Origin of the sequence: Chryseobacterium paludis, from assembly GCF_025403485.1 — a bacterium.
Taxonomy (GTDB): domain Bacteria; phylum Bacteroidota; class Bacteroidia; order Flavobacteriales; family Weeksellaceae; genus Chryseobacterium; species Chryseobacterium paludis.
Genome location: NZ_CP099966.1, coordinates 1905989 through 1928525, shown reverse-complemented (window position 1 = coordinate 1928525; position 22537 = coordinate 1905989). Strand labels below are relative to the sequence as shown.

The following is a 22537-nucleotide window of genomic DNA, read 5'->3' as shown; positions in this document are numbered from 1 at the left end:
TTGCATTGAAACGTATAGTGAATATTAACCATTTAACAGCTTTATTAAATAAAGCTTGACAAAGGGGTATTCAATGTCGTATATTTGCACACCGAAAATTACACTTGTAATTTCAATAATTTTTAAACCGTAATTTAAAAAAATGAAAACATCCGATTTTAATTTTGACCTTCCTGAGGAATTATTGGCAGAACATCCATCAGAGCACAGAGATGATGCCAGACTAATGGTTCTTGACAGAAAAACAGAAACAATAGAGCACAAGTTGTTTAAAGATGTAGTGGATTATTTCGATGAGAAGGATTTATTTATTTTCAATAATACTAAAGTTTTCCCAGCACGTCTTTATGGAAATAAAGAAAAAACAGGTGCTAAAATCGAAGTATTCCTTTTAAGAGAACTTGATAAGGAAACTCGCGTTTGGGATGTATTGGTTGATCCAGCCAGAAAAATAAGAATCGGTAATAAACTGTTTTTTACTGAAGATGAGTCTTTAGTTGCTGAAGTTATCGATAATACAACTTCCAGAGGAAGAACACTGAGATTTTTGTTTGACGGTTCTTATGAAGAATTCAGAACAAAATTAAAAGAATTAGGAGAAACACCGCTTCCAAAGTATATCAAAAGAGCAGTAGAGCCTGAAGATGCTGAAAGATATCAGACGATCTATGCAAAAATTGAAGGAGCTGTTGCAGCACCTACTGCGGGTTTACATTTCTCCAGACATTTAATGAAGAGATTGGAAATCAAAGGAATTGATTTTGCAGAAGTTACCCTTCACGTTGGTTTAGGAACCTTCAATCCAATTGAGGTGGAAGATCTTTCTAAGCATAAAATGGAGTCTGAAGAGATCATCATCGATGAGAAAAATGCTGATATCATTAATAAAGCAGTAGATGCACACAGAAGAGTTTGTGCTGTAGGTACTACAACAATGAGAGCATTAGAAACTTCAGTTTCTTCAAACAAGAAGATCTCTGCATTTAACGGTTGGACAAATAAGTTCATTTATCCGCCTCACGATTTTGGAGTTGCCAATTCAATGATCACCAACTTCCATACCCCAAAGTCTACATTATTGATGATGATTGCTGCATTTGCAGGAAGAGATTTTATAATGCATGCTTATCAGGAAGCCGTAAAAGAAAAGTATAAATTCTATTCTTACGGTGATGCAATGTTAATTTTATAAAAGATACTAGGTAATAGGTTGCAGGTATTAGTTATCTGCAACCTTCAACCTAAGATCACCACCTTACAATGAAAGATATCCGAACTTTATCACTAGATCAGCTTAAAGACTATTTTTTGACTTTAGGAGAAAAACCGTTTCGAGCGAAACAGGTTTATGACTGGTTGTGGAGTAAAAACCTCCATTCTATAGATGAAATGACGAATCTTTCGAAACAGCTTCGTGATAGAATTTCCGAAGAATATACCATTAATCCAGTATCCGTTGACCAACTTCAGAAAAGTAAAGACGGAACTATTAAAAATGGGGTGAAGCTTCACGATGGCTTAATGGTGGAATCCGTTTTAATTCCTACAGAAACGAGAACGACAGCTTGTGTTTCTTCACAGGTAGGATGCTCATTAAATTGCGAATTCTGTGCTACGGCAAGGTTGAAGAGAATGAGAAATCTTGAAGTTGCTGAAATTGTAGATCAGGTCGCTCTAATCGACAGTCAAAGTAAAATGTATTTTGACAGGCCTCTTACGAATATTGTTTTTATGGGAATGGGGGAGCCAATGATGAATTACAAAAATGTAGTTGAAGCGATTCGAAAAATTACTCAACCTGAAGGCCTGGGAATGTCTCCAAGAAGAATTACTGTTTCAACTTCAGGAATTCCTAAGATGATCAAAATGCTGGCGGATGATGACCTACGGGTAAAGCTGGCTTTATCACTTCACTCGGCAATAGAAGCCAAACGTAATGAAATCATGCCGTTTTCAGATAAGTTTCCATTAACTGATATTATGGAATCACTTCAATACTGGTACAAAAAAACAGGGAATACAATTACTTTTGAATATTGTGTATGGAAAGGGATCAATGATGGTGATGAAGATATTAAAGCTTTAATTAAATACTGTAAACAAGTTCCTTCTAAAGTTAACCTTATCCAGTATAACCCGATCGGTGATGGTAAATATGACCAATGCAATAAACAGGCAGAAGAAAATTATGTTCGTCAACTTGAAAATGCCGGCATTACTGTAATGATCAGAAAAAGCCGTGGCGGAGATATTGATGCTGCATGTGGACAATTAGCCAATAAGGTTACCGATTAAAATTTCATTAAAAATAATTCAATCCGATTTCTGACTTTTATAATATCCTACCTTTGTACAAAAATTAGTAACAATGAATTACTTTTTGGGTGAAGATGGATTAGAAAATGTCTATGCCTGGGCAATTCCATTTCATGCTACTGTAATTTTAGCTGAAATGATTTATAGCCATGTTTCCGAGGCTAAACTATATGATAAAAAAGATGTAGCAACAAGCGTTTATTTGGCATTGATGAACTTCGGTTTGGATTTGATAATGAAGGTTTTTGCAATGGGAGTGATGTTTTTCTTTTACAATCACCGACTTTTTTCCTGGGATTTTACAGTTTGGTACTGGCTTATCTGTTTTGTGATCACTGATTTTGCGTATTATGTGCTTCATTATGTTGATCATCATTCCAGAGCTTTTTGGGCTGTGCATATTACCCATCATAATTCAGAATTTTTTAATCTGACCACGGGATTCAGAAGTCCTGTTTTACAACCCCTTTATAGATATTTATACTTTTCACCGTTGGCTTTTTTAGGTTTTAATCCATGGCATATCATGGTGGTATATGCTATTGGACAGGTATATGGAACGTGGGTTCATACCCAGACTGTAAAAAAGATGGGATTTTTAGAATATATTTTAGTCACTCCATCGCACCATCGTGTACACCATGCCTGCAACATTAAATATCTGGACAGGAATATGGGAATGTGCCTCATCATCTGGGATAAAATGTTTGGAACTTTTGAAAAAGAAGATCCGGATACACCTGTAAAATATGGAATTTATCCTAGGATGCCCGATAACAGACCTGATACGGTATTATTATATGAATGGAGAAGAATCTGGAAAGATATCAAACAGCCTGGATTAAAATTTTCGGACAGGATTAATTATATTTTCAACTCTCCGGGTTGGAGACACGATGGAACGGGGAAAACAGTAAGACAGTATCAAAAAGATTATTTTGAGAAGAAAGCGCGTAAGCAACAGAAGTCGGCATGAATTTTTATTAGATTGTGATATAGTCTGTCTAAATTGGCTTTAGCTAAAACTTATTTTTCATAGATTTAATTTAAACTGCGGATCAATCTATTGCAGTGAAAACCGTATTTTTATTCAATGAAAAAGTTTATCCTCATTTTTACAGTCTTTGTTTTTCAAGCTGCTTTTTCTCAGCAGGCCGATTTTCTTAAAATAAAAAAATACAGAATCAATTTTCTTGAAGATCAGGTTCAGGAAACTTCAGGGTTGAATTTACTCAATGGAAAACTTTATACTTTCAATGACAGCGGTAATAAACCGGAAATTTTTGAAATAGATAAAAATGATGGGAAAATTATTCAGACCTTCAAAACTAATTTAATTAATAAAGATTGGGAAGCACTAACCAATGATGGTGAAAACTTTTATATCGGAGATTTTGGAAACAATACAGGAACCAGAAAAGATCTTACGATTTACAAAGTTCCTTATGAAAATCTTGTTATGATTAATACCTCTAAAATTCCAGATTCTGAAAGAACTTTAGATGGCGTTAAGATCTCTTTTTACTATCCTGAACAGAAAGAATTTATTTCAAAAAATACCAGTAACGACTTCGATGCGGAAGCAATGATCTATTTGAATGGTAAATTGCATATTTTTACTAAAGAATGGGCTGCAAAAGCAACATCACATTATATTGTTGATCCAGGAACTTCAGAACAGCAAAAAGCTGAGAAAATTGAAACATATAAAACTGATTTTGTAGTAACGGATGCTTCCTATTTTGATAAAAAACTTTACTTAGTGGGTTATACAAAAAAAACAGAAGTTTTTCTGGATATCTTTAAGGAAACAGAACCTGGAGTCTTTTTTAAAGAAAAACCCAGACACTACTATTTAGGAAGTGCTACCTCTGTTGGGCAAATCGAAGGAATAGCAGTAGATGATCGAGGACTGTATATTTCAGGTGAAAAATTCAGATATCCATTAGGAACCGTAAAGCAGAGTCTGTATTTTATTCCAAAAGAACAACTCAAAGATTGAATTTTCTACTAAAATTACCCGAAAAAAATTATCTTTGTGAATATTAATAATTATTTATTCATCACTCACCGATTTTGGCAAATATTGTAGAAGAAATCAAACAACCGATCAATGAAGAAATGAAACTTTTCGAGCAGAAGTTTTATGAATCAATGCAGAGTAAAGTCCCTTTATTAGATAAAGTAACTCGGTTTATTGTTACTACTAAAGGAAAGCAAATGCGTCCGATGTTTGTATTTCTCTGTGCGAAACTGATAGGTGATGTTAATGAAAAGACTTATCGCGGAGCTTCCATGATAGAATTGATCCATACCGCGACACTGGTTCATGATGATGTTGTGGATGAAAGTTTTAAAAGACGTAATTTTTTCTCTATTAATGCACTATGGAAAAATAAAATTGCAGTTTTGGTAGGTGATTATTTATTGTCAAAATCAGTGTTATTATCAACGGATCATAAAGACTATGATTTACTGGCTGTTATCTCCAGAACAATCAGAGAAATGTCTGAAGGTGAACTTCTTCAGCTGGAAAAAGCAAGAAAGCTCGATATTACAGAAGATGTTTATTATGAAATTATCCGTCAGAAAACAGCAACATTGATCGCGGCATGTTGTGAAATAGGAGTCTTATCGAATAATGCAGAAGAAAAGCTTGCTAAAAGAATGCAGGATTTTGGAACTTATACGGGAATGGCATTTCAGATTAAAGATGACTTATTCGATTATCTAAGTTCAAACGTTATTGGAAAGCCTGTTGGTATCGATATTAAAGAACAGAAAATGACTCTCCCTTTAATTCATACTTTGAAAATTGCGAGTGACAAAGACAGAAAATATTATCTAAATACCATAAAACGCTATAATAACGACCAAAAACGTGTAAAAGAATTAATCGCTTTTGTAAAGAGTTCAGGTGGTTTGGATTATGCAATTCGTGTAATGAAAGATTTTCAACAAAAGGCAAAGGATCTTCTTAATGAATTTCCCGATTCTGAAGCCAAAAGATCATTGCACAGTATGTTAGATTATGTAATTGAAAGAAAGTTTTAATAAAAAGCAGTGAATGATCAGACATTCATTCTGAAAATAATTAAGGTTTCCAAGTATATCCGATTGATATAATTCTCTGCCATAATCAATTATTGGTAAAATACTTAAATGTCGTAATCTTCAATTTATCCTAAAATAAAGCGAATCTGATTATAAAGCGGTCAGTGGATTTGTAAATTGTTTTATTTGATCATTATTTCTAAACTATCCATAAATGTTTAAATTATTCTTAGTGTAACAATTATAACAGCTAGGACTATGCATAATAATGCGATTAAAAATAAATAATCCGCAATGTTTTCAAACTTGGTTTCTCTTTTTTCACTTTTAGATCTTATTGCTAAAAATGAAAAGAAACAACTGCATGCAAAAAGAATACAGGCAATTCCCGCAAACTCATCTAAATAAGTATGAACACTGATTTTAGTGATTTTCAATGATGTAATTATGATCAAAGAAAACCCTAAAAGATTACTCGATGCATTTAATATATGCGGTGATTTTTTTTCCATTTATACAAATTTATTTAAAATAAAACACAATTTCCTCTATTATCAAATTTTTAAAAAAGATTATTAAAAATTAAAATTAATTTAAAAAGTGTATATTAGCAAAATACTTCGAGAACTAAAAATTTTTATATTTGGCTATGCAAACAACCTATATTGAAACACAGAAGATTTCCTTTCAAGATTTTAAAAATCAAATACTTGAAGACTATAAGTTGGGAAGAATTTCTCGTGAAATGTCTTACCTGGGTAGAAGAGAGGTTCTTACTGGGAAAGCTAAGTTTGGGATCTTCGGTGATGGTAAAGAGTTACCACAGTTGGCAATGGCGAAAGTTTTCAGAAATGGGGACTTCCGTTCAGGATATTATAGAGATCAGACTTTTGCATTGGCTGTAGATGCCTTAACGGTTGAAAGCTTTTTTGCACAGTTATATGCTGATACAAGCGTTGAGAGAGAGCCTGCTTCAGCAGGGAGACAAATGAATGGTCACTTCGCAACAAGAAGTTTAAATGAAGATGGAAGCTGGAAGAATTTGATGTCTCAGAAAAATATTTCTTCAGATATTTCTCCAACAGCAGGTCAGATGCCTAGATTGTTAGGATTGGCTCAGGCCTCAAAAATATATAAATCAGTAAAATTTGATGGTTCTGAGAAGTTCTCAAAGGACGGAAACGAAATTGCTTTCGGAACTATTGGAGATGCTTCTACAGCAGAGGGCCATTTCTGGGAAACATTGAACGCAGCATGTGCGCTTCAGGTTCCTATGATCGTTTCAATCTGGGATGATGGTTATGGGATTTCAGTACCTACTAAGAATCAGAGAGCGAAAGCTGACATTTCTGAAATGTTAAGCGGATTCCAAAGAAAAGAAGGTGAAAACCAGGGTTGTGAAATTATTCAGGTAAAAGCTTGGGATTATCCAGCTTTATTGGACGCATATGCTAGAGCAGAACATTTTGCAAGAACAGAAAGTGTTCCTGTAGTGGTTCACGTAATTGAAGTTACGCAGCCTCAAGGTCACTCTACTTCGGGTTCTCACGAAAGATATAAGAATGAAGAGCGTCTTTCATGGGAAGCTGATTTTGATGGATTAGTAAAATTCAGAGAATGGATTTTGAATTACTCAATTGAAATTGAAGGAAAAGAAGAGGTTATTGCTGCAACTGAAGAATTGGATGCCATAGATGAGGAAGCTAAAAAAATGGTAAAGGCAGGCCAGAAAATAGCTTGGGGAAATTACCAGAAAACAATTTCTGATCTATCGAAATCTGTTTTACCTTTGGTTGAAAATCTTAAAGGACAAAATGCAGAGATTGAAAATTACATTGCGCAGTTTAATAAATTAGTTTCTAAAGCTAAGAAAGATATCTTCCATTTAGTAAGGATATCATTATTGGCTACAAGAGGTACAAACACTTCCGAAAGAAACCAATTGATGCAGAAATACAATGAGATTTTGGAAGTGGAAAAAGACAACTATTCATCTCATTTATATTCTCAGTCTCAATGGAAAGCAGAAAATATTAAAGAGGTTAAGCCTGTTTATTCTGACAACTCTGAAGATGTAGATGGAAGAGTAGTGGTAAGAAATAACTTTGATAAAATATTCGAAAAATATCCTGAAACACTTGTCTTTGGTGAAGATGCCGGAAATATCGGTGATGTAAACCAAGGTTTAGAAGGAATGCAGGAAAAATATGGTGAAGTTCGTGTTGCAGATACAGGAATCCGTGAAGCGACTATTTTAGGTCAGGGTATCGGTATGGCAATGAGAGGGCTAAGACCTATTGCTGAAATCCAGTATTTAGATTACATCTTATATTGTATTCAGGGAATGAGCGATGATTTAGCTACTGTTCAATACAGAACTAAAGGCGGGCAGAAAGCTCCTGTGATCATCAGAACAAGAGGACATAGATTAGAAGGTGTCTGGCATTCAGGTTCGCCAATGGCGGGAATCCTTAACCTTTCAAAAGGAATTCTGGTACTTGTTCCAAGAAACCTTACAAAAGCAGCCGGATTCTATAATACAATGCTTCAAAGTGATGATCCTGCAGTTATTGTTGAATGTCTGAACGGATATCGACTAAAAGAAAAACAGCCTGATAACTTAGGTGAATTTACAGTTCCTGTAGGAAAAATTGAAGTAACTAAAGAAGGTAAAGATGTAACTTTGGTAACGTACGGTTCTACATGGAGAGTCGTTATGGAAGCAGCTGAAGAATTGGAAAAATTAGGTATTTCTTCAGAAGTAATTGATGTTCAATCTTTAATTCCTTTCGATTTAACAAATGAAATCGCTGAAAGTGTAAAGAAAACAAACAGATTAGTCGTTATCGACGAAGATGTAGAAGGTGGAACTTCAGCATTTATTCTTCAACAGATCTTAGAGAAGCAAAAAGCTTTTAGATATTTAGATTCTGATCCATTAACAATTGCTGCAAATGATCACCGACCTGCTTATGCTAGTGATGGAGATTATTTCAGTAAACCATCATCAGATGATATGGTGGAAAAGATTTACGCGATGTTTAATGAAACAAACCCACAAAAATATCCAGCGATATTTTAATTGGAATAAATAATAGAATAAACCCGCTTTCAGAAATACTGAAAGCGGGTTTTTAATAGGTTCTAACTTTTGCACCCAACACTACTTAATTCACAAGTCCAATAGCTGGGAATGCCATTCTGAGGCCGATGATAACATGCTATTGATCCAACTGGACATTCAGGAGCATTTCCGCCATTAATTCCTTTTAATTCTGACTTTGTTAATTTTTTTGAATTTTTCATATTTTTTGATTTTTTGATTTGTTGATTGATCACAAATATAATATTTTTGGTTTCACTTCAAATCATTGTTAGTGTTTTAATTCTTATAACAGGGAGTTAATTTTATATATTTTGATGTTTTCTGTTTAAATTAATGATACGTCTTTAGAATACAAACATCTTATTGGAATCAGTGTATTAGCATTTCGTAAAAAACAAAACTGCTCTAAAAATTCTTAGAGCAGCTTTTTAACAGATTTAAATATCTAAAATTGTCATATCAAATGACAATAGTGACTCTTATAAACCAATATTTTTGGTAGGCTTCAATTGCTTTAAGATACTTTTTGGAATTGCATTTTTATGTACCAAAATAGCAGTTGATTTATATTCAACATAAGGTCTTGTTACATAAATATATCCTTCAAAATCATTGGTTACACCCCAAGAGTTCTTAACCATATAATATTCTTTTCCACTCTGATCTTTTGCCAATCCCACAATGTGCATACCATGATCATCCGTAGTAGAAAGATTATTAAGCGCATTTTGACGCATATCTTCTGTGATCGTTTTGTCTTTTTTAGGCTCAGTGAATAATTCTTTTTTTACTTCAGGAGTAATTTGATCCAAATTAACATCCGGAACATAAGCCACTCCGTTTTTGTATGAGAAATAAGGCTCGGAAACATCAGTTGCCCAACCAATAGAATATCCTTTAGATATTGCATTATCAACAATAGCTGTGATATCTGTCATTGGAACGTTCCAGTCAGAATCATGGCTCCAGTTATCAGGAATTGGATTTACGAATTTCTGAAAATATGGATAATCTTTGTATGATGATAATTCTACATAATCTTCAGCATTGATTCCTACTACTTCATTAGCGAATGTTTTTGGAGTATATGATTTCCCATTATACGTAAAGTTTGTTGGAACTTTTCCTAAGTATTCATCGAGTATAGCATCTACCGAAGACATCCAGTTATCAGAAAGTTTACCTTTTGTAGCTGCCTGAACCAAACTGTCTAATACAGGTTTTATTTTATCCTGCATTTCTTTAAAATTATTGGTAGTTTGCCCAGGTCTTAATCCTGTATAAACATCCTGAGGAACAGCTCCATACTTTTTGTACATGTTGATTACATCATGTAATTCTCCACCATCACCCCAACTGATTGCTCCGCTATTTAGTACATATAATTTTGCTTTGTCGTGATAAGAATTTCTCGCCGTAAAAATCTCTGCAAGGTCAACAGGTTTTTTACCCATACGCTGCATTTCAGATTCCAGGAAAGAATTTCCTGAATAGCTCCAACATGTTCCTGAAGAACCCTGATTTTTTACCGAAGTAGCACCAACATCTTTTAGAGTGGTAAATTTAAAATTGGCATTTTGAGATTGATTGTTTTTTAACTTGTTGATCAAGTCATCTTGTGCGAACATCATACTTCCTGCAGACAAAACAAAAAGTAATGATGCAATTTTGTTATATTTCATTACTATAAAGATTATTATTTAATAGTCGTTGTTATAAGAGATTTGTTACAGCGTGAAAAGTTAAATTTGAAATGGGAATATTATTAGGAAAATATATATTAAAAAATAAAAAATTTAACTTTCAATAATTATTGAAAGTTCGAAAATTATTATTACATTTGTAATAGAAATTCAAAAGAAAACAAAATGAAACTTTCAGAAGCTAAAGAAAAATACATTCAGACTTGGGGAACGTTTGCTACCAATTGGGGGATCAACCGTACTATGGCACAGGTTCATGCTTTGCTTCTGGCAAGTGGGAAACCGTTATCTACAGATGAAGTAATGGAGCAACTTGAAATTTCAAGAGGAAATGCTAATATGAATTTACGGGCTTTAATGGATTGGGGAATTGTAAAGAAAGAATTAGTGAAAGGAGACAGAAAGGAATATTTCATCGCAGAAAAGGATGTTTGGTTTTTATTTAAACAAATTACTAAGGAGCGCAGAAAGAGAGAAATTGAACCTGTCATTTCTTTTTTAGAAGAGTTGAAAAACATTGAAGATAATGATTCAGACGAAGCTAAGGAGTTTATTAAATTAATGCAGGACTTTAGCTCAGTGACTGGAAAGATCAATAACATTATGGATCTGGCGATTAAGAGTGATGATCACTGGTTGGTAGGAAAGATCACTAACTTATTGAAGTAGCAAAGAGAATGAAAAAGTTTATTCTATTATTTTTATTAGCGAGTATGATGAGCTGTCAAAAAAAGGTGTATGCGAGTTTTGATATAAACATAGAGAGTGTAGACAAATCAGATAAAAGGTTTTATGATCTCTTTGAAATTACTATTCTGAGAAATAATAAGGTTTTTAGGAGTTTAAAGCCGGATGAATATACTCCGAGCCTAGATCAGAGAATTGAAATTGATAGTATTGATAAAGGAAAATATACATTTGTGTACACCAATCTTTTTGGAGATAAAATAAATGAAGAACAGGTTGTTGCTGAGTCGAAAAATTATAGAATAAGTATTAATCCTGATAAGTCAATTAAAAAGATTGCAAATTTAGCATTTGAAAGCTTGAAAGATAGTAATGTAAAACTAATTTATCAATCTAAGGGCTGTTTTCATCATAATGCGGATTCTGTGGTCCTTGAAAATAAAGGGAATGATTATTTTGTTTGGAGAGGTCAAAGGTCAAAGAAAATAGATAAAAAAGAACTCGCCTACTTCATCGATATTGAAAACAGGATACGTCAGATACCCCAAAATGGTGGATGTACAACTACAGGGATTTATATTTTTGAATACAAAGGGAAATATGATACAATTATTGATGGAACTTGTCATTTCCATCTATATGATAAAATATCAGGCTATCTAAAAAAGAATAATTTATAGCACGGAAAGGATTCAAAATCCTTTTTTATTTCAAATTAACTTTCAAAAATTATTGAAAATATAATAATTATGAAAAATTTAATCATTCATTTATTTCTGATCTTTTATTTCGGAAGAAGAAAAAGAATAACTTTTAAAAACTGATTGACATGGAAAAATGGATAACCTATGACTACTATATTCAATTATCTTGTTTAATAATGGGAATCACAGCGGCTTTTATAGGTGTATTTTTAGGAGTAGGATTTATTTTATTCTATTTCATAGTGGGAATCCCACAGTTAATAAGCTTTTTCATAAAAGCTCTTCAGCAAAAGAAAAAATCAATAGTCTATATTGTTTACGGAATAGGCATAATTCCTGTTTGGCTCTCTGTTGCTGTAGTAGGATTAAATCCAAATGATAATGATGTTACAAATTTTTTTGGATTCATTCTGATAGCTGCTCTTATATACAGTCCGGTGTTAGCATTTTTATACACTTATGAGACTTACAAAATATACCAATCTTTAAAACATACAAAATGAAAACGCTAAAAAACCACACCCTCATCTACGACAATGAATGTCCTATGTGCAATATCTATTCAAAAGGGTTTACAAAATGTGGAATGCTTGATGAAAATGGAAGAGAAGCATTTAGTGAAATGACTTTTAAAAACAAATCAATTGTAGATTTTAACCGTGCAAAAAATGAAATCGCTTTAGTTGATCACAATAAGAATGAAGTTGTTTATGGTTTGGACAGTTTACTTTTAATCATTGGAAATTCATTTCCGGTATTGGAGAAAATAGCGAGAATAAAATCTTTGTATTGGTTTTTTAAAAAATTATATTCTTTTGTTTCTTACAATAGAAAGCAGATTATTCCATCAAAAAAAGACTATTCAGATCAATCTTGTATTCCGGATTTTAATTTAAAATACAGGTTGACATACATGGTTTTTGTTGTATTTTTCTCAGCATATATTTTGAGTCTGTACACAGGTAAGTTTAATTTGAATTTAGGTCATAATTTTCTTAGGGAATTTATAGTTTGTTTAGGACAAATTGCATGGCAAACCCTATTTTTAAAAAAGTATTTGAAAGATAAGATCTGGGATTACCTGGGGAATATGATGACCGTGTCATTGATTGGAACGCTACTTTTAATACCTGTTTTATTTACCAATTTCAATTCTGTTTTCTATATTATTTATTTTGGAATGATCGTTTCTATCATGCTTTTTGAGCATGTAAGAAGATGCAAAATTTTAAGATTAAATTTTCTTCCAACAATAAGCTGGATTATCTACAGAACAATAGTTTTAATTACTTTAATTTACTGGTATGTCTAGAATTTGTTTAGAAACAATTATTAAAGCTGATATTGATGTAGTTTTTGATCTGGCGAGAGATATTGATTTACACCAGAAGTCAACATTCAAAACTAAGGAAAAAGCTATTGCAGGACGTACAAGTGGATTAATAGAATTGAATGAAACGGTAACCTGGAGAGCAAAACATTTAGGATTCTATCAAACGCATACCTCAAAGATAAGCAGCATGGAAAAACCTTATGAGTTTACAGATATTATGTTGAAAGGAACCTTTAAATCTTTAAAACACCAGCATTTGTTTAAACAAGAAGGTAAAAATACAATAATGACAGATATTTTCGAGTTTGAATCTCCATTTAACATTGTCGGAAAATTGTTTAATACATTTTTCCTTAAAAATTATCTTAAAGGCTTTTTGCTGGAAAGAAATGCAACCATTAAAAAAGCAGCTGAATCATGAACTTTCTAAAAGCCGAATGGCGCAAATTAGCCATCATCAATTATGAAGTAAGTCCGGAAATTCTGGAAAAATACCTTCCACAAGGTACCGAACTCGATTTTTATAATGGAAAATGTTATGTAAGTGTAGTGGGCTTTATGTTTTTAAATACAAAATTACTGGGAATGTCAATCCCTTTTTACCGGGATTTTGAAGAAGTAAATCTTCGTTTTTATGTAAAGAAAAAAGAAAAGAACACCTGGAAAAGAGGAGTTGTTTTCATTAAAGAGATTGTTCCGAAATGGGCATTAAGTTTTATAGCCAATTCTTTTTACAAAGAGAATTACAAAACAATGCCGATGAAAAACTTGATTCATCAAGAAGATAGTGAACTGAAAGTTCAATATTCATGGAAAGATAAAGGCTGGCATTCTATCGAGGTGATAGCAGATAGTGAAGCATTACCAATGGAAAGTAACTCAGAGTTTGAATTCATTACCGAACATTATTATGGCTTTACCAAAAGAGATAGTAAAACATCTGAATATGAGGTTTGCCATCCAAAATGGGAGTATTATCCTGTAAAAAGCTATCAACTGGACATTGAGTTTCGTAGTATCTATGGAAAGGATTTTGAGTTTTTAAATGATCAGGAACCCATATCCGTAATGCTTGCCGAAGGCTCTGAAATTGAAGTCAAAGTAAAAAAATATATCATTTAATTAGGTTTAAGTTTCCTAAGAAAGTATTTTACTTAAACCTTAAACCTTAAACCTTAAACCTTAAACCTTAAACCTTAAACCTTAAACCTTAAACCCAATAATCATGAAAATAATTATAGCTGCTGGAACCGGCTTTCTTGGAAGAAACCTAGAAAGATATTTTATAGAAAAAGGAAATCAGGTTTATATTTTAACCAGAAATCCGAAACGCAAAAACGAAGTATATTGGGATGCCCAAACATTAGATAAATGGAAAGATTTCCTTGAAGATTCTGATGTTTTAATCAATCTTACAGGGAAATCCGTTGACTGCAGGTATACTGATGAAAATAAAAAAGAAATTTATACGTCAAGAATTGAAAGTACAAAAGTGCTTCAGCAAGCCATTGATAACTGTATTAACAAGCCTAAAGTTTGGCTCAATGCAAGTTCAGCTACCATTTATGTGCATTCAGAAAAGCATTTGAATACAGAAGAAAATGGAATTATTGGCGATGATTTTTCAATGAATATCTGTAAAAGCTGGGAAAAAGAATTTTTCAAAGTTGGACATGATGAGGTAAGAAAAGTGGCTTTACGAACTTCTATTGTATTAGGGAAAAATGGAGGTGCTTTTCCAAAACTTCGTCAGATCACGAAATTGGGCTTAGGAGGTAAACAGGGAAATGGAAATCAAAATGTCAGTTGGATTCATGTAGATGATTTCTGTCGTGCAGTAGAATGGATCATTGAAAATGAAAATATTTCAGGTCCAATTAATGTAACAGCACCGAATCCTCTATCCAATGAAGAATTGATGAAGAAGTTAAGAGCTCGATTAAGAATGCCTTTTGGAATGAATGCTCCGATCTGGCAATTAGAAATTGCATCTATATTTTTGAGAACAGAAACAGAACTTTTACTAAAAAGCAGAAATGTATATCCAGAAATATTGGTGAAAAATAATTTCCGGTTTTCTTTTCCGGATATTGATGTTACATTACAAAATTTAATTTAAACCACAAAAGACACAAAAGTTTTTAGACACTTTAGTTATTTTAGGTTTGATACATACCGTATAAGAAGATCACATAAGTTCTTGAAAAATCAAAGATTTTTATATTTTCCCCAGAAGCTTCTTAAGCGAAGCTATTCTTTGCTAACTTAAATTAAACAGCATCATTATAAAACTTTGCATTAAAGCAGCTGAAGAATAGTTAAACGCAAAGGCGCTAAGTTTTTTTAAGTATTGAGTTTTTAAAGCTCAAGGTTTTTATCTCCGATAAAAATGAAAAGATCTGTGAAGTCTGTGGGAACTAAAAACGATCACAGATCTGTAGATAAATCTGAATGATCTGTTGTTAAGTAATCAGCAATTTGAGTAAAAAACTATTTTTTGCGAATTCATAACAGGATTATTACTTTAGCGAAAAGTATTTCTCTATGCTCATCCAACAAAAAACTAAAACCTTTTTTCTTGCATCATTTTTTCTTTCTGCAACCTTTTTTTCACAGGCACATAATGTTTCAAAAGGTTATGAAAAGCCTACTGATCCTTTAGTTGTGAAAAACCTGGAAGACTGGCAGGATTTAAAATTCGGACTTTTTATGCATTGGGGAACCTACAGCCAATGGGGAGTGGTTGAAAGCTGGAGTTTATGTCCTGAAGATGAATCATGGACTCAACGTAAGTCCGAGCATGGGAAAACATACAATGAATACGTAAAGAATTATGAAAACCTGCAGACTACTTTTAATCCGACTCAATTTAATCCCCAAAAATGGGCTGATGCTACGAAAAAGGCGGGAATGAAATATGTTGTTTTTACAACGAAGCATCACGATGGTTTTGCCATGTTTGATACCAGGGAATCAGATTATAAAATTACTTCTCCAAAGACACCTTTTTCTAGGAATCCCAAAGCAGATATTGCAAAAGAGATTTTTAATACGTTTCGAAAAGATGGTTTTAAGATTGGTGCCTATTTCTCAAAACCCGACTGGCACTCTAATGATTATTGGTGGTCTTATTTTCCACCTAAAGACAGAAATGTAAACTACGATCCGAAAAAATATCCTGAAAGATGGGAGAACTTTAAGACATTCACATTTAATCAGCTTAATGAACTCACTTCAAACTATGGGAAAATAGATATTCTTTGGCTGGATGGAGGCTGGGTTCGACCTTTTAATACGATTGATCCTCATGTAGAATGGCAGAGAACCATTAAGGTAGAACAGGATATTGATATGGATAAGATTGGGAATATGGCCCGGAAAAATCAGCCGGGAATTATCATCGTAGATAGAACTGTTCCTGGAAGATGGGAAAACTATATTACTCCAGAGCAGGCAGTTCCTGAGCAACCACTGTCAATTCCGTGGGAAAGCTGCATCACAATGGGAGATTCCTTTTCGTATGTTCCTAACGATCATTATAAATCGTCTCAAAAGATTATTGAAACTTTAATTAAAATTATTTCAAGAGGTGGAAACTATCTGATGAATATTGCTCCAGGTCCAAATGGTGATTATGATGCAGTTGTGTATGAAAGACTAAAGGAAATTTCCGGATGGATGGAGAAAAATCAGTCTGCGGTGTTTGCAACAAGAAGTGTCGCGCCTTATCATGAAGGAGATTTTTATTACACTAAAAGTAAAGACGGAAAAATGCTGAATATTTTCCATATTCAGGAAAAATCCGATTATTCCTCACCTTCAGATTTGAACTTTACAATTCCTGAAAACTTTAAACCGAAATCAATAAAGATTTTAGGAATTTCATCTAAAATTAAATGGAAACAACAGGGGAATAGAATTGATGTTCAAGTTCCTGATGAAAGAAAACAGTTGAAGTATGCAACAGTAATTCAAATAATTCAGTAATGAAGTCGTATCGTAATCAGTTGATTGGAGTGGCCTTGTTTCTGAATATGACTGTCGTTTCTGCACAAAAACCTTTATATAAAGATTCTAAACAACCAGTTGAGCTAAGAGTACTGGATTTATTAAAAAGAATGACTCCTGAAGAGAAGTTCTGGCAATGTTTCATGATTCCCGGAGATCTTGATGGTATTCCAAAAAAACAATATCAGCACGGAATCTTTGGACTACAGGTGAGTGCTGGAAATCAAGGTGATGGAGTAGCCGGGCAAATGCTAAAATATAATGCAAACGAAGATGGAGAGAGGCTGGCAAAGAAAATCAATAGGATCCAGAAATATTTTATTGAAGAATCAAGATTGGGAATTCCCATTATTCCTTTTGATGAAGCCCTGCATGGTTTAATGCGTGAAGGCGCAACAGCTTTTCCACAGGCAATTGCCCTCTCTGCATCATTTAACCCTTCATTAATGAAAGATGTTTCAACAGCTATTGCTAAAGAATCAAAATTACGGGGAATCCGTCAGATTTTAACCCCGGTAGTCAATATTGCCAGTGACGTGCGATGGGGAAGAACGGAAGAAACCTATGGTGAAGATCCTTTTTTAATTTCTGTGATGGGAGTGAATTTTGTCAGTTCATTCGAAAATCTTGGAATCATTACCACACCAAAACATTTCCTCGCCAACGTAGGTGAAGGTGGGAGAGATTCTTATCCGATTCATTGGAGTAAGCGGTATTTGGAAGAAACTCACTTAATTCCTTTTCATAAAGTATTTATAGAAGGAAAAAGCAGATCTGTAATGACCTCTTATAATTTACTTGATGGAAGACCATCCACAGCCAACCATTGGTTACTAACTGAAAAATTGAAAAAAGACTGGAATTTCAAAGGCTTCGTGATTAGTGATGCAAGTGCTGTAGGTGGAGCGAATGTCTTGCATTTTACAGCAAAAGATTATGATGATGCTTCTGCGCAGGCAATTAATTCCGGTTTAGATGTTATTTTTCAAACAGATTACAAACACTATAAACTGTTTATTCCACCATTTTTAGACGGCAGGATTTCACGAGAAAGAATTGATGACGCCGTTTCAAGGGTTTTAAGAGCGAAGTTTGAATTGGGATTATTTGACAATCCATATGTGTCAGATAAGGATATTGAAGATTTGAAGAAAATTGACCATTCAAAGTTAGCGGAAAGAGCGGCAATTGAATCGTTTGTTCTCCTTCAAAACAGAGAAAATACCCTTCCTGTATCTGAGCATATGAAAAAGATCCTTATTGTTGGAGCGGATGCTGCTGATGCAAGATTAGGTGGATATTCCGGGCCAGGAAAAAGCAAAGTGAGTATATTGGAAGGAATCAAAAAATTTTGTAAAAATAAAAATGTTGATATTGTTTATTCAAAAGGGATTGACTGGAATTTAAAAAAATTAAAGACAGTTCCTGGTGAATTTTTGTTGTTTGACAATAAGCAAGGATTAAAAGGGAGCTATTTTTCAAATAGTGATCTGAAAGGAAAACCTGCTTTTGAAAGACAGGATGAACAATTGAGTTTTAAATGGACCTTATATTCGCCGGATCAGGAAAAGCTACAGCCGGATAATTACAGTGTGCAGTGGATCGGGAAATTAAAAGCTCCGGAGTCAGGGAAGTACCAATTGGGCTTGCAGGGAAATGATGGATTCAGATTGTTTTTGGATGGAAAAATGATTGTTGATCGTTGGGAAAAACTTAGCTATTCAACTCAAACTGCTGAGGTTAATTTTACTAAAAATAAAGAGTATGATTTAAAGATAGAATTTAGGGAAAACAGAGGCGAAGCTCATATAGAGCTGATATGGAACTATGGAATACCTGATGGCCAAAAGGATTTTGATGAAGCTTTAAAGCTTGCTGAAGAGGTAGATCATATTATTATTACAGCCGGAATTCATGAAGGTGAATTTCAAGACCGTTCTTCTTTAAGTCTTCCCGGAAATCAAGAAGAGTTTATTCATAGAGTTTCAAAATTAAATAAACCTACGACAGTAGTTTTAATAGGTGGTTCCGCTATAAAAACAACCAGTTGGAAAGATGAGGTAGGAGCGATTTTAGATGTTTGGTATCCAGGAGAGCAAGGTGGAAATGCAATTGCAAAAGTGCTCTTCGGAATAGAAAGCCCATCTGGAAAATTACCCATTACTTTTCCTGTTGAAGAAGGTCAGCTTCCGTTAAGTTATAATCACCATCCAACCGGAAGAGGAAATGATTACTATGACCTAAGTGGTGAACCTTTATATCCTTTTGGATTTGGATTAAGCTATACAACTTTTGAAATTTCGGATTTAAAATTGGATAAAATAAAGTACACTGAAAATGAAACCGTGATTGCTAAAGTTAATGTTAAAAATACGGGATCAACAAATGGAAGTGAGGTGGTTCAACTCTACGTAAAAGATGTATTAGCCTCAGTCTCTAGACCAGTGATCGAGTTGAAGGGTTTTCAGAAAGTATATCTAAAACCGGGAGAATCAAAGCAGGTGACCATAGAACTTCCTATTAAAGAGTTGAAATTTTTAGATGAAAAAATGAATTGGACTGTGGAACGGGGAACATACCGAATTATGGTCGGAAATTCTTCCAAAAACCTGCCTTTAAAGCAGAATATTGAAGTTCAATAAATTGCTGCAAAAATGCTGGTACGATATATGTAAGATTGACTGTAAACCTGAATGAATTTAATTAATCGTAATCATTTTGTTAAAGCCATTCATAAAAGTAAATATCATGAATAAGTTATTTATATCAACACTATTATTAGTAGGCCTATCGATGAATGTTTCAGCACAAAGACATCCAACACCTCCGCCGCATCCTTCGAAAAGTGAACTGGTTAATATGAAATCACGTGAGCTGGATAAACGATACAATCGAGAAAAGAAACTTATTTTGAATCATCCACTAGCGACCAAAAAGATGAAACGAGACCAATTAAAGGCTTTAAATTGGAAATATCGAAACGAAAAAAAATTACTGAAAAAAATGTAATCATTTAGATTACTTGAAAATATTAATAGCATTGAAATGTAAAAAGAGCAGGTATTTCCTGCTCTTTTTATAGATAGTTATATTGTGGTAATTTTTAGAATACTCTTCTTGCTAACAATAAATTAAGCATAAAAGTCCCCGTCCAGTTACTATTATTTGAACCATTGGCACCGGTAAAATCAATACGGGCAACAGATACTGTAATTCTGGTTCTTCCGGCAGTCCCGTTATTTGCAAGACTTACAAACGATGCAGTGAATACGTCTGGAAAACTGGAATTATTACCAGCCGTTAAGATAGGAAACATATTGGTAATATTGAAAGGAGTTCCCTGATATTCATAAACAAGGGTCATTCTGCTGGTGTTAGCAAAATTCGCCGTATGGGCATAAGCAAAAGAAGTTTTGCTGATTACCCACCATCTGTCTGTACCTGAACCTGTATCGAATGTTGCATTCGTATGGTTGGTCCAGTCAGCAACAGGGGCAGTACCTGCACCATGAGGAGGAATAGATAAAGAGGTACCATAAACTTCAACGTTTCCTGGCTTTGGTAAAGCAGAAAAAGATAAATCCCATGTTCCACCCGTCGTATTACTATTATTAACAATTTCGGCATAAGCTCCTGGTGGAACTGTAAAAGTTGGAACTGGTGTGTTATCTGCTCTTAGTGTATTTCCACTGGAGGCTTGAATAGTAATATTAAATGAAGATACATTTTTTATCTTGTAAATTCTTCCGGTATAGCTTGTAGTACCTGTTCCTATTACAGGAAGTGTAAACGTAGTAAGAGCTGTTCCATTGTAAGTCAGATAATGATCCGTAGATGTTATAGCATAAGTAGCTGCTGTAATCTCCTTGTAATCCGCTTCTAAAGAGCCATTGACTGTTAATGTACTGTTGGGATTTGTTGTACCAATACCGACTTGTGCATTTGCGAATACGCTGCATAGTAAAATAACCAAATAATAATTTTTCATTGTTTTTTTTTATAAAAATAAAAAAAATATACTAGTTGTTGAAAAAAATGATGATTATTTTTTATTAATAAGGGGATGTGGAGGAAATGTTATCTAAAAACACCCTTCTTTTTTAGCTGATTATGTATTATTTATGCGGTAATAAGTATATAAATAGTCTATATCTTCTACAAAATATGAAGTTTCATAAATACGTTACATCCAATATTTTTTCCTTAAATTCGCATAAAAATTTTAAGCTAATGAATTACGATATTATTGTCATCGGAAGTGGTCCTGGTGGATATGTTACAGCGATTAGAGCGGCACAATTGGGTTTCAAAACTGCAATTATCGAAAAAGAAAACTTAGGAGGAATTTGTCTTAACTGGGGATGTATACCAACTAAAGCTTTATTGAAATCTGCTCAGGTTTTTCATTATATCAATCATGCAGAAGATTATGGTTTGAACAAAGTGGAAGCAAGTTTTGAGTTTCCAAATGTAATTCAAAGAAGCCGTGGTGTTGCTAACAAAATGAGCAAAGGAATTGAGTTCCTGATGAAAAAGAATAAAATTGATGTTATTCTTGGTACGGCTAAAGTTTTAAAAGATAAAAAAGTTTCTGTTACAGATAAAGATGGTAAAGTAACTGAATATGCTGGAAACAATATCATTATTGCAACAGGTGCACGTTCAAGAGAATTACCAAACTTACCTCAGGATGGTAAAAAAGTAATCGGATACAGACAGGCATTGGCACTTCCTGAGCAGCCAAAATCTATGATCGTTGTGGGTTCTGGAGCTATTGGAGTAGAATTTGCTGACTTCTATAATACAATGGGAACAAAAGTAACTGTTGTTGAATTTATGCCAAATATCGTTCCGGTTGAAGATGAAGAAATTTCTAAACACTTAGAAAAATCTCTGAAAAAATCAGGAATTGAAATTATGACGAATGCTTCTGTAGAAAGTGTAGATACTAGCGGAGAAGGTGTTAAAGCAAACGTAAAAACAGCTAATGGAAACATTACTCTTGAAGCGGATATTTTACTTTCAGCGGTAGGTATTGCTGCTAACATTGAAAATATCGGTTTAGAAGAAGTAGGAATCCAGACTGATAAAGGGAGAGTTTTAGTAAACGAATGGTACGAAACATCTGTTCCTGGATATTACGCAATTGGAGATCTTATCCCAACTCAGGCTTTAGCTCACGTTGCTTCAGCTGAAGGAATCACTTGTGTTGAGAAGATCAAAGGAATGCACGTAGAGAAAATTGACTACGGTAATATCCCTGGATGTACCTATTGCCACCCTGAAGTTGCTTCTGTAGGTCTTACGGAAAAGCAGGCTAAAGAAAAAGGATATGAGATCAAAGTTGGTAAATTCCCTCTTTCTGCAAGTGGTAAAGCAACCGCAAACGGAAATACTGATGGATTTATCAAAGTTATTTTTGATGCTAAATATGGAGAATGGTTAGGATGTCATATGATCGGTGAAGGAGTAACAGATATGGTTGCTGAAGCTGTTGTCGCTAGAAAACTAGAGACTACAGGTCATGAGATCATCAAATCTATCCACCCACACCCAACAGTTTCTGAAGCTATCATGGAAGCTGCTGCTGCTGCTTATGGTGAAGTAATTCACATTTAATTTATAA

21 protein-coding genes are annotated in these 22537 nt (G+C 33.8%); 17 read left to right on the top strand and 4 right to left on the bottom strand.

Annotated elements, in window-relative coordinates:
• Nucleotides 1–142: 142 nt before the first annotated feature.
• From queA to NG806_RS08480, 5 genes are all read left to right on the top strand, one after another.
• Nucleotides 143–1192 (top strand): tRNA preQ1(34) S-adenosylmethionine ribosyltransferase-isomerase QueA, encoded by a 1050-nt coding sequence (gene queA, locus NG806_RS08500; protein WP_214831639.1) that lies wholly within the window; start codon nt 143–145, stop codon nt 1190–1192.
• A gap of 68 nt (nt 1193–1260) precedes the next feature.
• Complete coding sequence (rlmN, locus tag NG806_RS08495; protein ID WP_214831638.1) at nt 1261–2295, top strand: 23S rRNA (adenine(2503)-C(2))-methyltransferase RlmN; 1035 nt, start codon at nt 1261–1263, stop codon at nt 2293–2295.
• A 73-nt stretch (nt 2296–2368) separates the two neighbouring features.
• On the top strand, nt 2369–3292 hold the full coding sequence (locus NG806_RS08490) for a sterol desaturase family protein (protein ID WP_261512688.1): 924 nt from the start codon (nt 2369–2371) through the stop codon (nt 3290–3292).
• Between the two features lie 117 nt (nt 3293–3409).
• Nucleotides 3410–4318, top strand: coding sequence for a hypothetical protein (locus NG806_RS08485; protein WP_214831636.1), 909 nt, complete (start codon nt 3410–3412; stop codon nt 4316–4318).
• A gap of 74 nt (nt 4319–4392) precedes the next feature.
• Nucleotides 4393–5370, top strand: a complete 978-nt coding sequence (locus NG806_RS08480) for a polyprenyl synthetase family protein (protein ID WP_261512687.1) — start codon at nt 4393–4395, stop codon at nt 5368–5370.
• Nucleotides 5371–5588: 218 nt separating this feature from the next.
• Here NG806_RS08480 and NG806_RS08475 read toward each other — a convergent pair whose 3' ends face one another.
• The gene (locus tag NG806_RS08475) at nt 5589–5882 is read right to left on the bottom strand and encodes a hypothetical protein (RefSeq protein WP_214831634.1); all 294 of its coding nucleotides are present in this window, start codon (nt 5880–5882) and stop codon (nt 5589–5591) included.
• Nucleotides 5883–6019: 137 nt separating this feature from the next.
• Between NG806_RS08475 and NG806_RS08470 the strand changes: the two genes are divergently transcribed.
• Nucleotides 6020–8452, top strand: coding sequence for an alpha-ketoacid dehydrogenase subunit alpha/beta (locus tag NG806_RS08470; RefSeq protein WP_261512686.1), 2433 nt, complete (start codon nt 6020–6022; stop codon nt 8450–8452).
• Between the two features lie 62 nt (nt 8453–8514).
• Here NG806_RS08470 and NG806_RS23085 read toward each other — a convergent pair whose 3' ends face one another.
• Both NG806_RS23085 and NG806_RS08465 read right to left on the bottom strand, forming a co-directional pair.
• Entirely contained in the window at nt 8515–8676 is a 162-nt protein-coding gene (locus NG806_RS23085; RefSeq protein ID WP_449243641.1) for a bacteriocin-like protein, read from the bottom strand.
• 279 nt (nt 8677–8955) lie between these two features.
• Nucleotides 8956–10158, bottom strand: coding sequence for a C1 family peptidase (locus NG806_RS08465; protein WP_214831632.1), 1203 nt, complete (start codon nt 10156–10158; stop codon nt 8956–8958).
• Nucleotides 10159–10344: 186 nt separating this feature from the next.
• Between NG806_RS08465 and NG806_RS08460 the strand changes: the two genes are divergently transcribed.
• The 10 genes from NG806_RS08460 (at nt 10345) to NG806_RS08415 (ending at nt 19920) form a co-directional block, all read left to right on the top strand.
• Nucleotides 10345–10848, top strand: a complete 504-nt coding sequence (locus NG806_RS08460; protein WP_261512685.1) for a GbsR/MarR family transcriptional regulator — start codon at nt 10345–10347, stop codon at nt 10846–10848.
• Between the two features lie 8 nt (nt 10849–10856).
• Entirely contained in the window at nt 10857–11546 is a 690-nt protein-coding gene (locus tag NG806_RS08455) for a hypothetical protein (protein WP_214831630.1), read from the top strand.
• Between the two features lie 149 nt (nt 11547–11695).
• Nucleotides 11696–12073 (top strand): hypothetical protein, encoded by a 378-nt coding sequence (locus NG806_RS08450; protein WP_214831629.1) that lies wholly within the window; start codon nt 11696–11698, stop codon nt 12071–12073.
• Nucleotides 12070–12882: a hypothetical protein gene (locus tag NG806_RS08445; protein WP_261512684.1), complete on the top strand. Its 813-nt coding sequence runs from the start codon at nt 12070–12072 to the stop codon at nt 12880–12882. Before NG806_RS08450 ends, NG806_RS08445 begins: the two co-directional genes overlap by 4 nt.
• The gene (locus NG806_RS08440) at nt 12875–13324 is read left to right on the top strand and encodes an SRPBCC family protein (protein WP_214831627.1); all 450 of its coding nucleotides are present in this window, start codon (nt 12875–12877) and stop codon (nt 13322–13324) included. Before NG806_RS08445 ends, NG806_RS08440 begins: the two co-directional genes overlap by 8 nt.
• Nucleotides 13321–14025, top strand: a complete 705-nt coding sequence (locus tag NG806_RS08435; protein WP_261512682.1) for a YqjF family protein — start codon at nt 13321–13323, stop codon at nt 14023–14025. Before NG806_RS08440 ends, NG806_RS08435 begins: the two co-directional genes overlap by 4 nt.
• A gap of 103 nt (nt 14026–14128) precedes the next feature.
• Nucleotides 14129–15022 carry a TIGR01777 family oxidoreductase gene (locus NG806_RS08430; protein ID WP_315941769.1) on the top strand — a complete coding sequence of 298 codons (894 nt, stop codon included), beginning with the start codon at nt 14129–14131 and terminating at the stop codon, nt 15020–15022.
• A gap of 425 nt (nt 15023–15447) precedes the next feature.
• Entirely contained in the window at nt 15448–16890 is a 1443-nt protein-coding gene (locus tag NG806_RS08425) for an alpha-L-fucosidase (RefSeq protein ID WP_261512681.1), read from the top strand.
• Complete coding sequence (locus tag NG806_RS08420; RefSeq protein WP_261512680.1) at nt 16890–19553, top strand: beta-glucosidase; 2664 nt, start codon at nt 16890–16892, stop codon at nt 19551–19553. Before NG806_RS08425 ends, NG806_RS08420 begins: the two co-directional genes overlap by 1 nt.
• Nucleotides 19554–19659: 106 nt before the next feature.
• Nucleotides 19660–19920, top strand: a complete 261-nt coding sequence (locus NG806_RS08415; protein WP_214831623.1) for a hypothetical protein — start codon at nt 19660–19662, stop codon at nt 19918–19920.
• A 94-nt stretch (nt 19921–20014) separates the two neighbouring features.
• Here NG806_RS08415 and NG806_RS08410 read toward each other — a convergent pair whose 3' ends face one another.
• The gene (locus NG806_RS08410; protein WP_214831622.1) at nt 20015–20899 is read right to left on the bottom strand and encodes a hypothetical protein; all 885 of its coding nucleotides are present in this window, start codon (nt 20897–20899) and stop codon (nt 20015–20017) included.
• 242 nt (nt 20900–21141) lie between these two features.
• Here NG806_RS08410 and lpdA point away from each other — a divergent pair, with 242 nt between their 5' ends.
• The gene (gene lpdA, locus NG806_RS08405) at nt 21142–22530 is read left to right on the top strand and encodes a dihydrolipoyl dehydrogenase (protein ID WP_214831621.1); all 1389 of its coding nucleotides are present in this window, start codon (nt 21142–21144) and stop codon (nt 22528–22530) included.
• The last annotated feature ends 7 nt before the right edge of the window (nt 22531–22537 follow it).

What these genes read in the sequence shown, in the direction of transcription:
- queA (WP_214831639.1), top strand. Translation starts at nt 143, where the DNA reads ATGAAAACATCCGATTTTAATTTTGACCTTCCTGAGGAATTATTGGCA.
- rlmN (WP_214831638.1), top strand. Translation starts at nt 1,261, where the DNA reads ATGAAAGATATCCGAACTTTATCACTAGATCAGCTTAAAGACTATTTT.
- NG806_RS08490 (WP_261512688.1), top strand. Translation starts at nt 2,369, where the DNA reads ATGAATTACTTTTTGGGTGAAGATGGATTAGAAAATGTCTATGCCTGG.
- NG806_RS08485 (WP_214831636.1), top strand. Translation starts at nt 3,410, where the DNA reads ATGAAAAAGTTTATCCTCATTTTTACAGTCTTTGTTTTTCAAGCTGCT.
- NG806_RS08475 (WP_214831634.1), bottom strand. Translation starts at nt 5,882, where the DNA reads ATGGAAAAAAAATCACCGCATATATTAAATGCATCGAGTAATCTTTTA.
- NG806_RS08470 (WP_261512686.1), top strand. Translation starts at nt 6,020, where the DNA reads ATGCAAACAACCTATATTGAAACACAGAAGATTTCCTTTCAAGATTTT.
- NG806_RS23085 (WP_449243641.1), bottom strand. Translation starts at nt 8,676, where the DNA reads ATGAAAAATTCAAAAAAATTAACAAAGTCAGAATTAAAAGGAATTAAT.
- NG806_RS08465 (WP_214831632.1), bottom strand. Translation starts at nt 10,158, where the DNA reads ATGAAATATAACAAAATTGCATCATTACTTTTTGTTTTGTCTGCAGGA.
- NG806_RS08460 (WP_261512685.1), top strand. Translation starts at nt 10,345, where the DNA reads ATGAAACTTTCAGAAGCTAAAGAAAAATACATTCAGACTTGGGGAACG.
- NG806_RS08455 (WP_214831630.1), top strand. Translation starts at nt 10,857, where the DNA reads ATGAAAAAGTTTATTCTATTATTTTTATTAGCGAGTATGATGAGCTGT.
- NG806_RS08450 (WP_214831629.1), top strand. Translation starts at nt 11,696, where the DNA reads ATGGAAAAATGGATAACCTATGACTACTATATTCAATTATCTTGTTTA.
- NG806_RS08445 (WP_261512684.1), top strand. Translation starts at nt 12,070, where the DNA reads ATGAAAACGCTAAAAAACCACACCCTCATCTACGACAATGAATGTCCT.
- NG806_RS08440 (WP_214831627.1), top strand. Translation starts at nt 12,875, where the DNA reads ATGTCTAGAATTTGTTTAGAAACAATTATTAAAGCTGATATTGATGTA.
- NG806_RS08435 (WP_261512682.1), top strand. Translation starts at nt 13,321, where the DNA reads ATGAACTTTCTAAAAGCCGAATGGCGCAAATTAGCCATCATCAATTAT.
- NG806_RS08430 (WP_315941769.1), top strand. Translation starts at nt 14,129, where the DNA reads ATGAAAATAATTATAGCTGCTGGAACCGGCTTTCTTGGAAGAAACCTA.
- NG806_RS08425 (WP_261512681.1), top strand. Translation starts at nt 15,448, where the DNA reads ATGCTCATCCAACAAAAAACTAAAACCTTTTTTCTTGCATCATTTTTT.
- NG806_RS08420 (WP_261512680.1), top strand. Translation starts at nt 16,890, where the DNA reads ATGAAGTCGTATCGTAATCAGTTGATTGGAGTGGCCTTGTTTCTGAAT.
- NG806_RS08415 (WP_214831623.1), top strand. Translation starts at nt 19,660, where the DNA reads ATGAATAAGTTATTTATATCAACACTATTATTAGTAGGCCTATCGATG.
- NG806_RS08410 (WP_214831622.1), bottom strand. Translation starts at nt 20,899, where the DNA reads ATGAAAAATTATTATTTGGTTATTTTACTATGCAGCGTATTCGCAAAT.
- lpdA (WP_214831621.1), top strand. Translation starts at nt 21,142, where the DNA reads ATGAATTACGATATTATTGTCATCGGAAGTGGTCCTGGTGGATATGTT.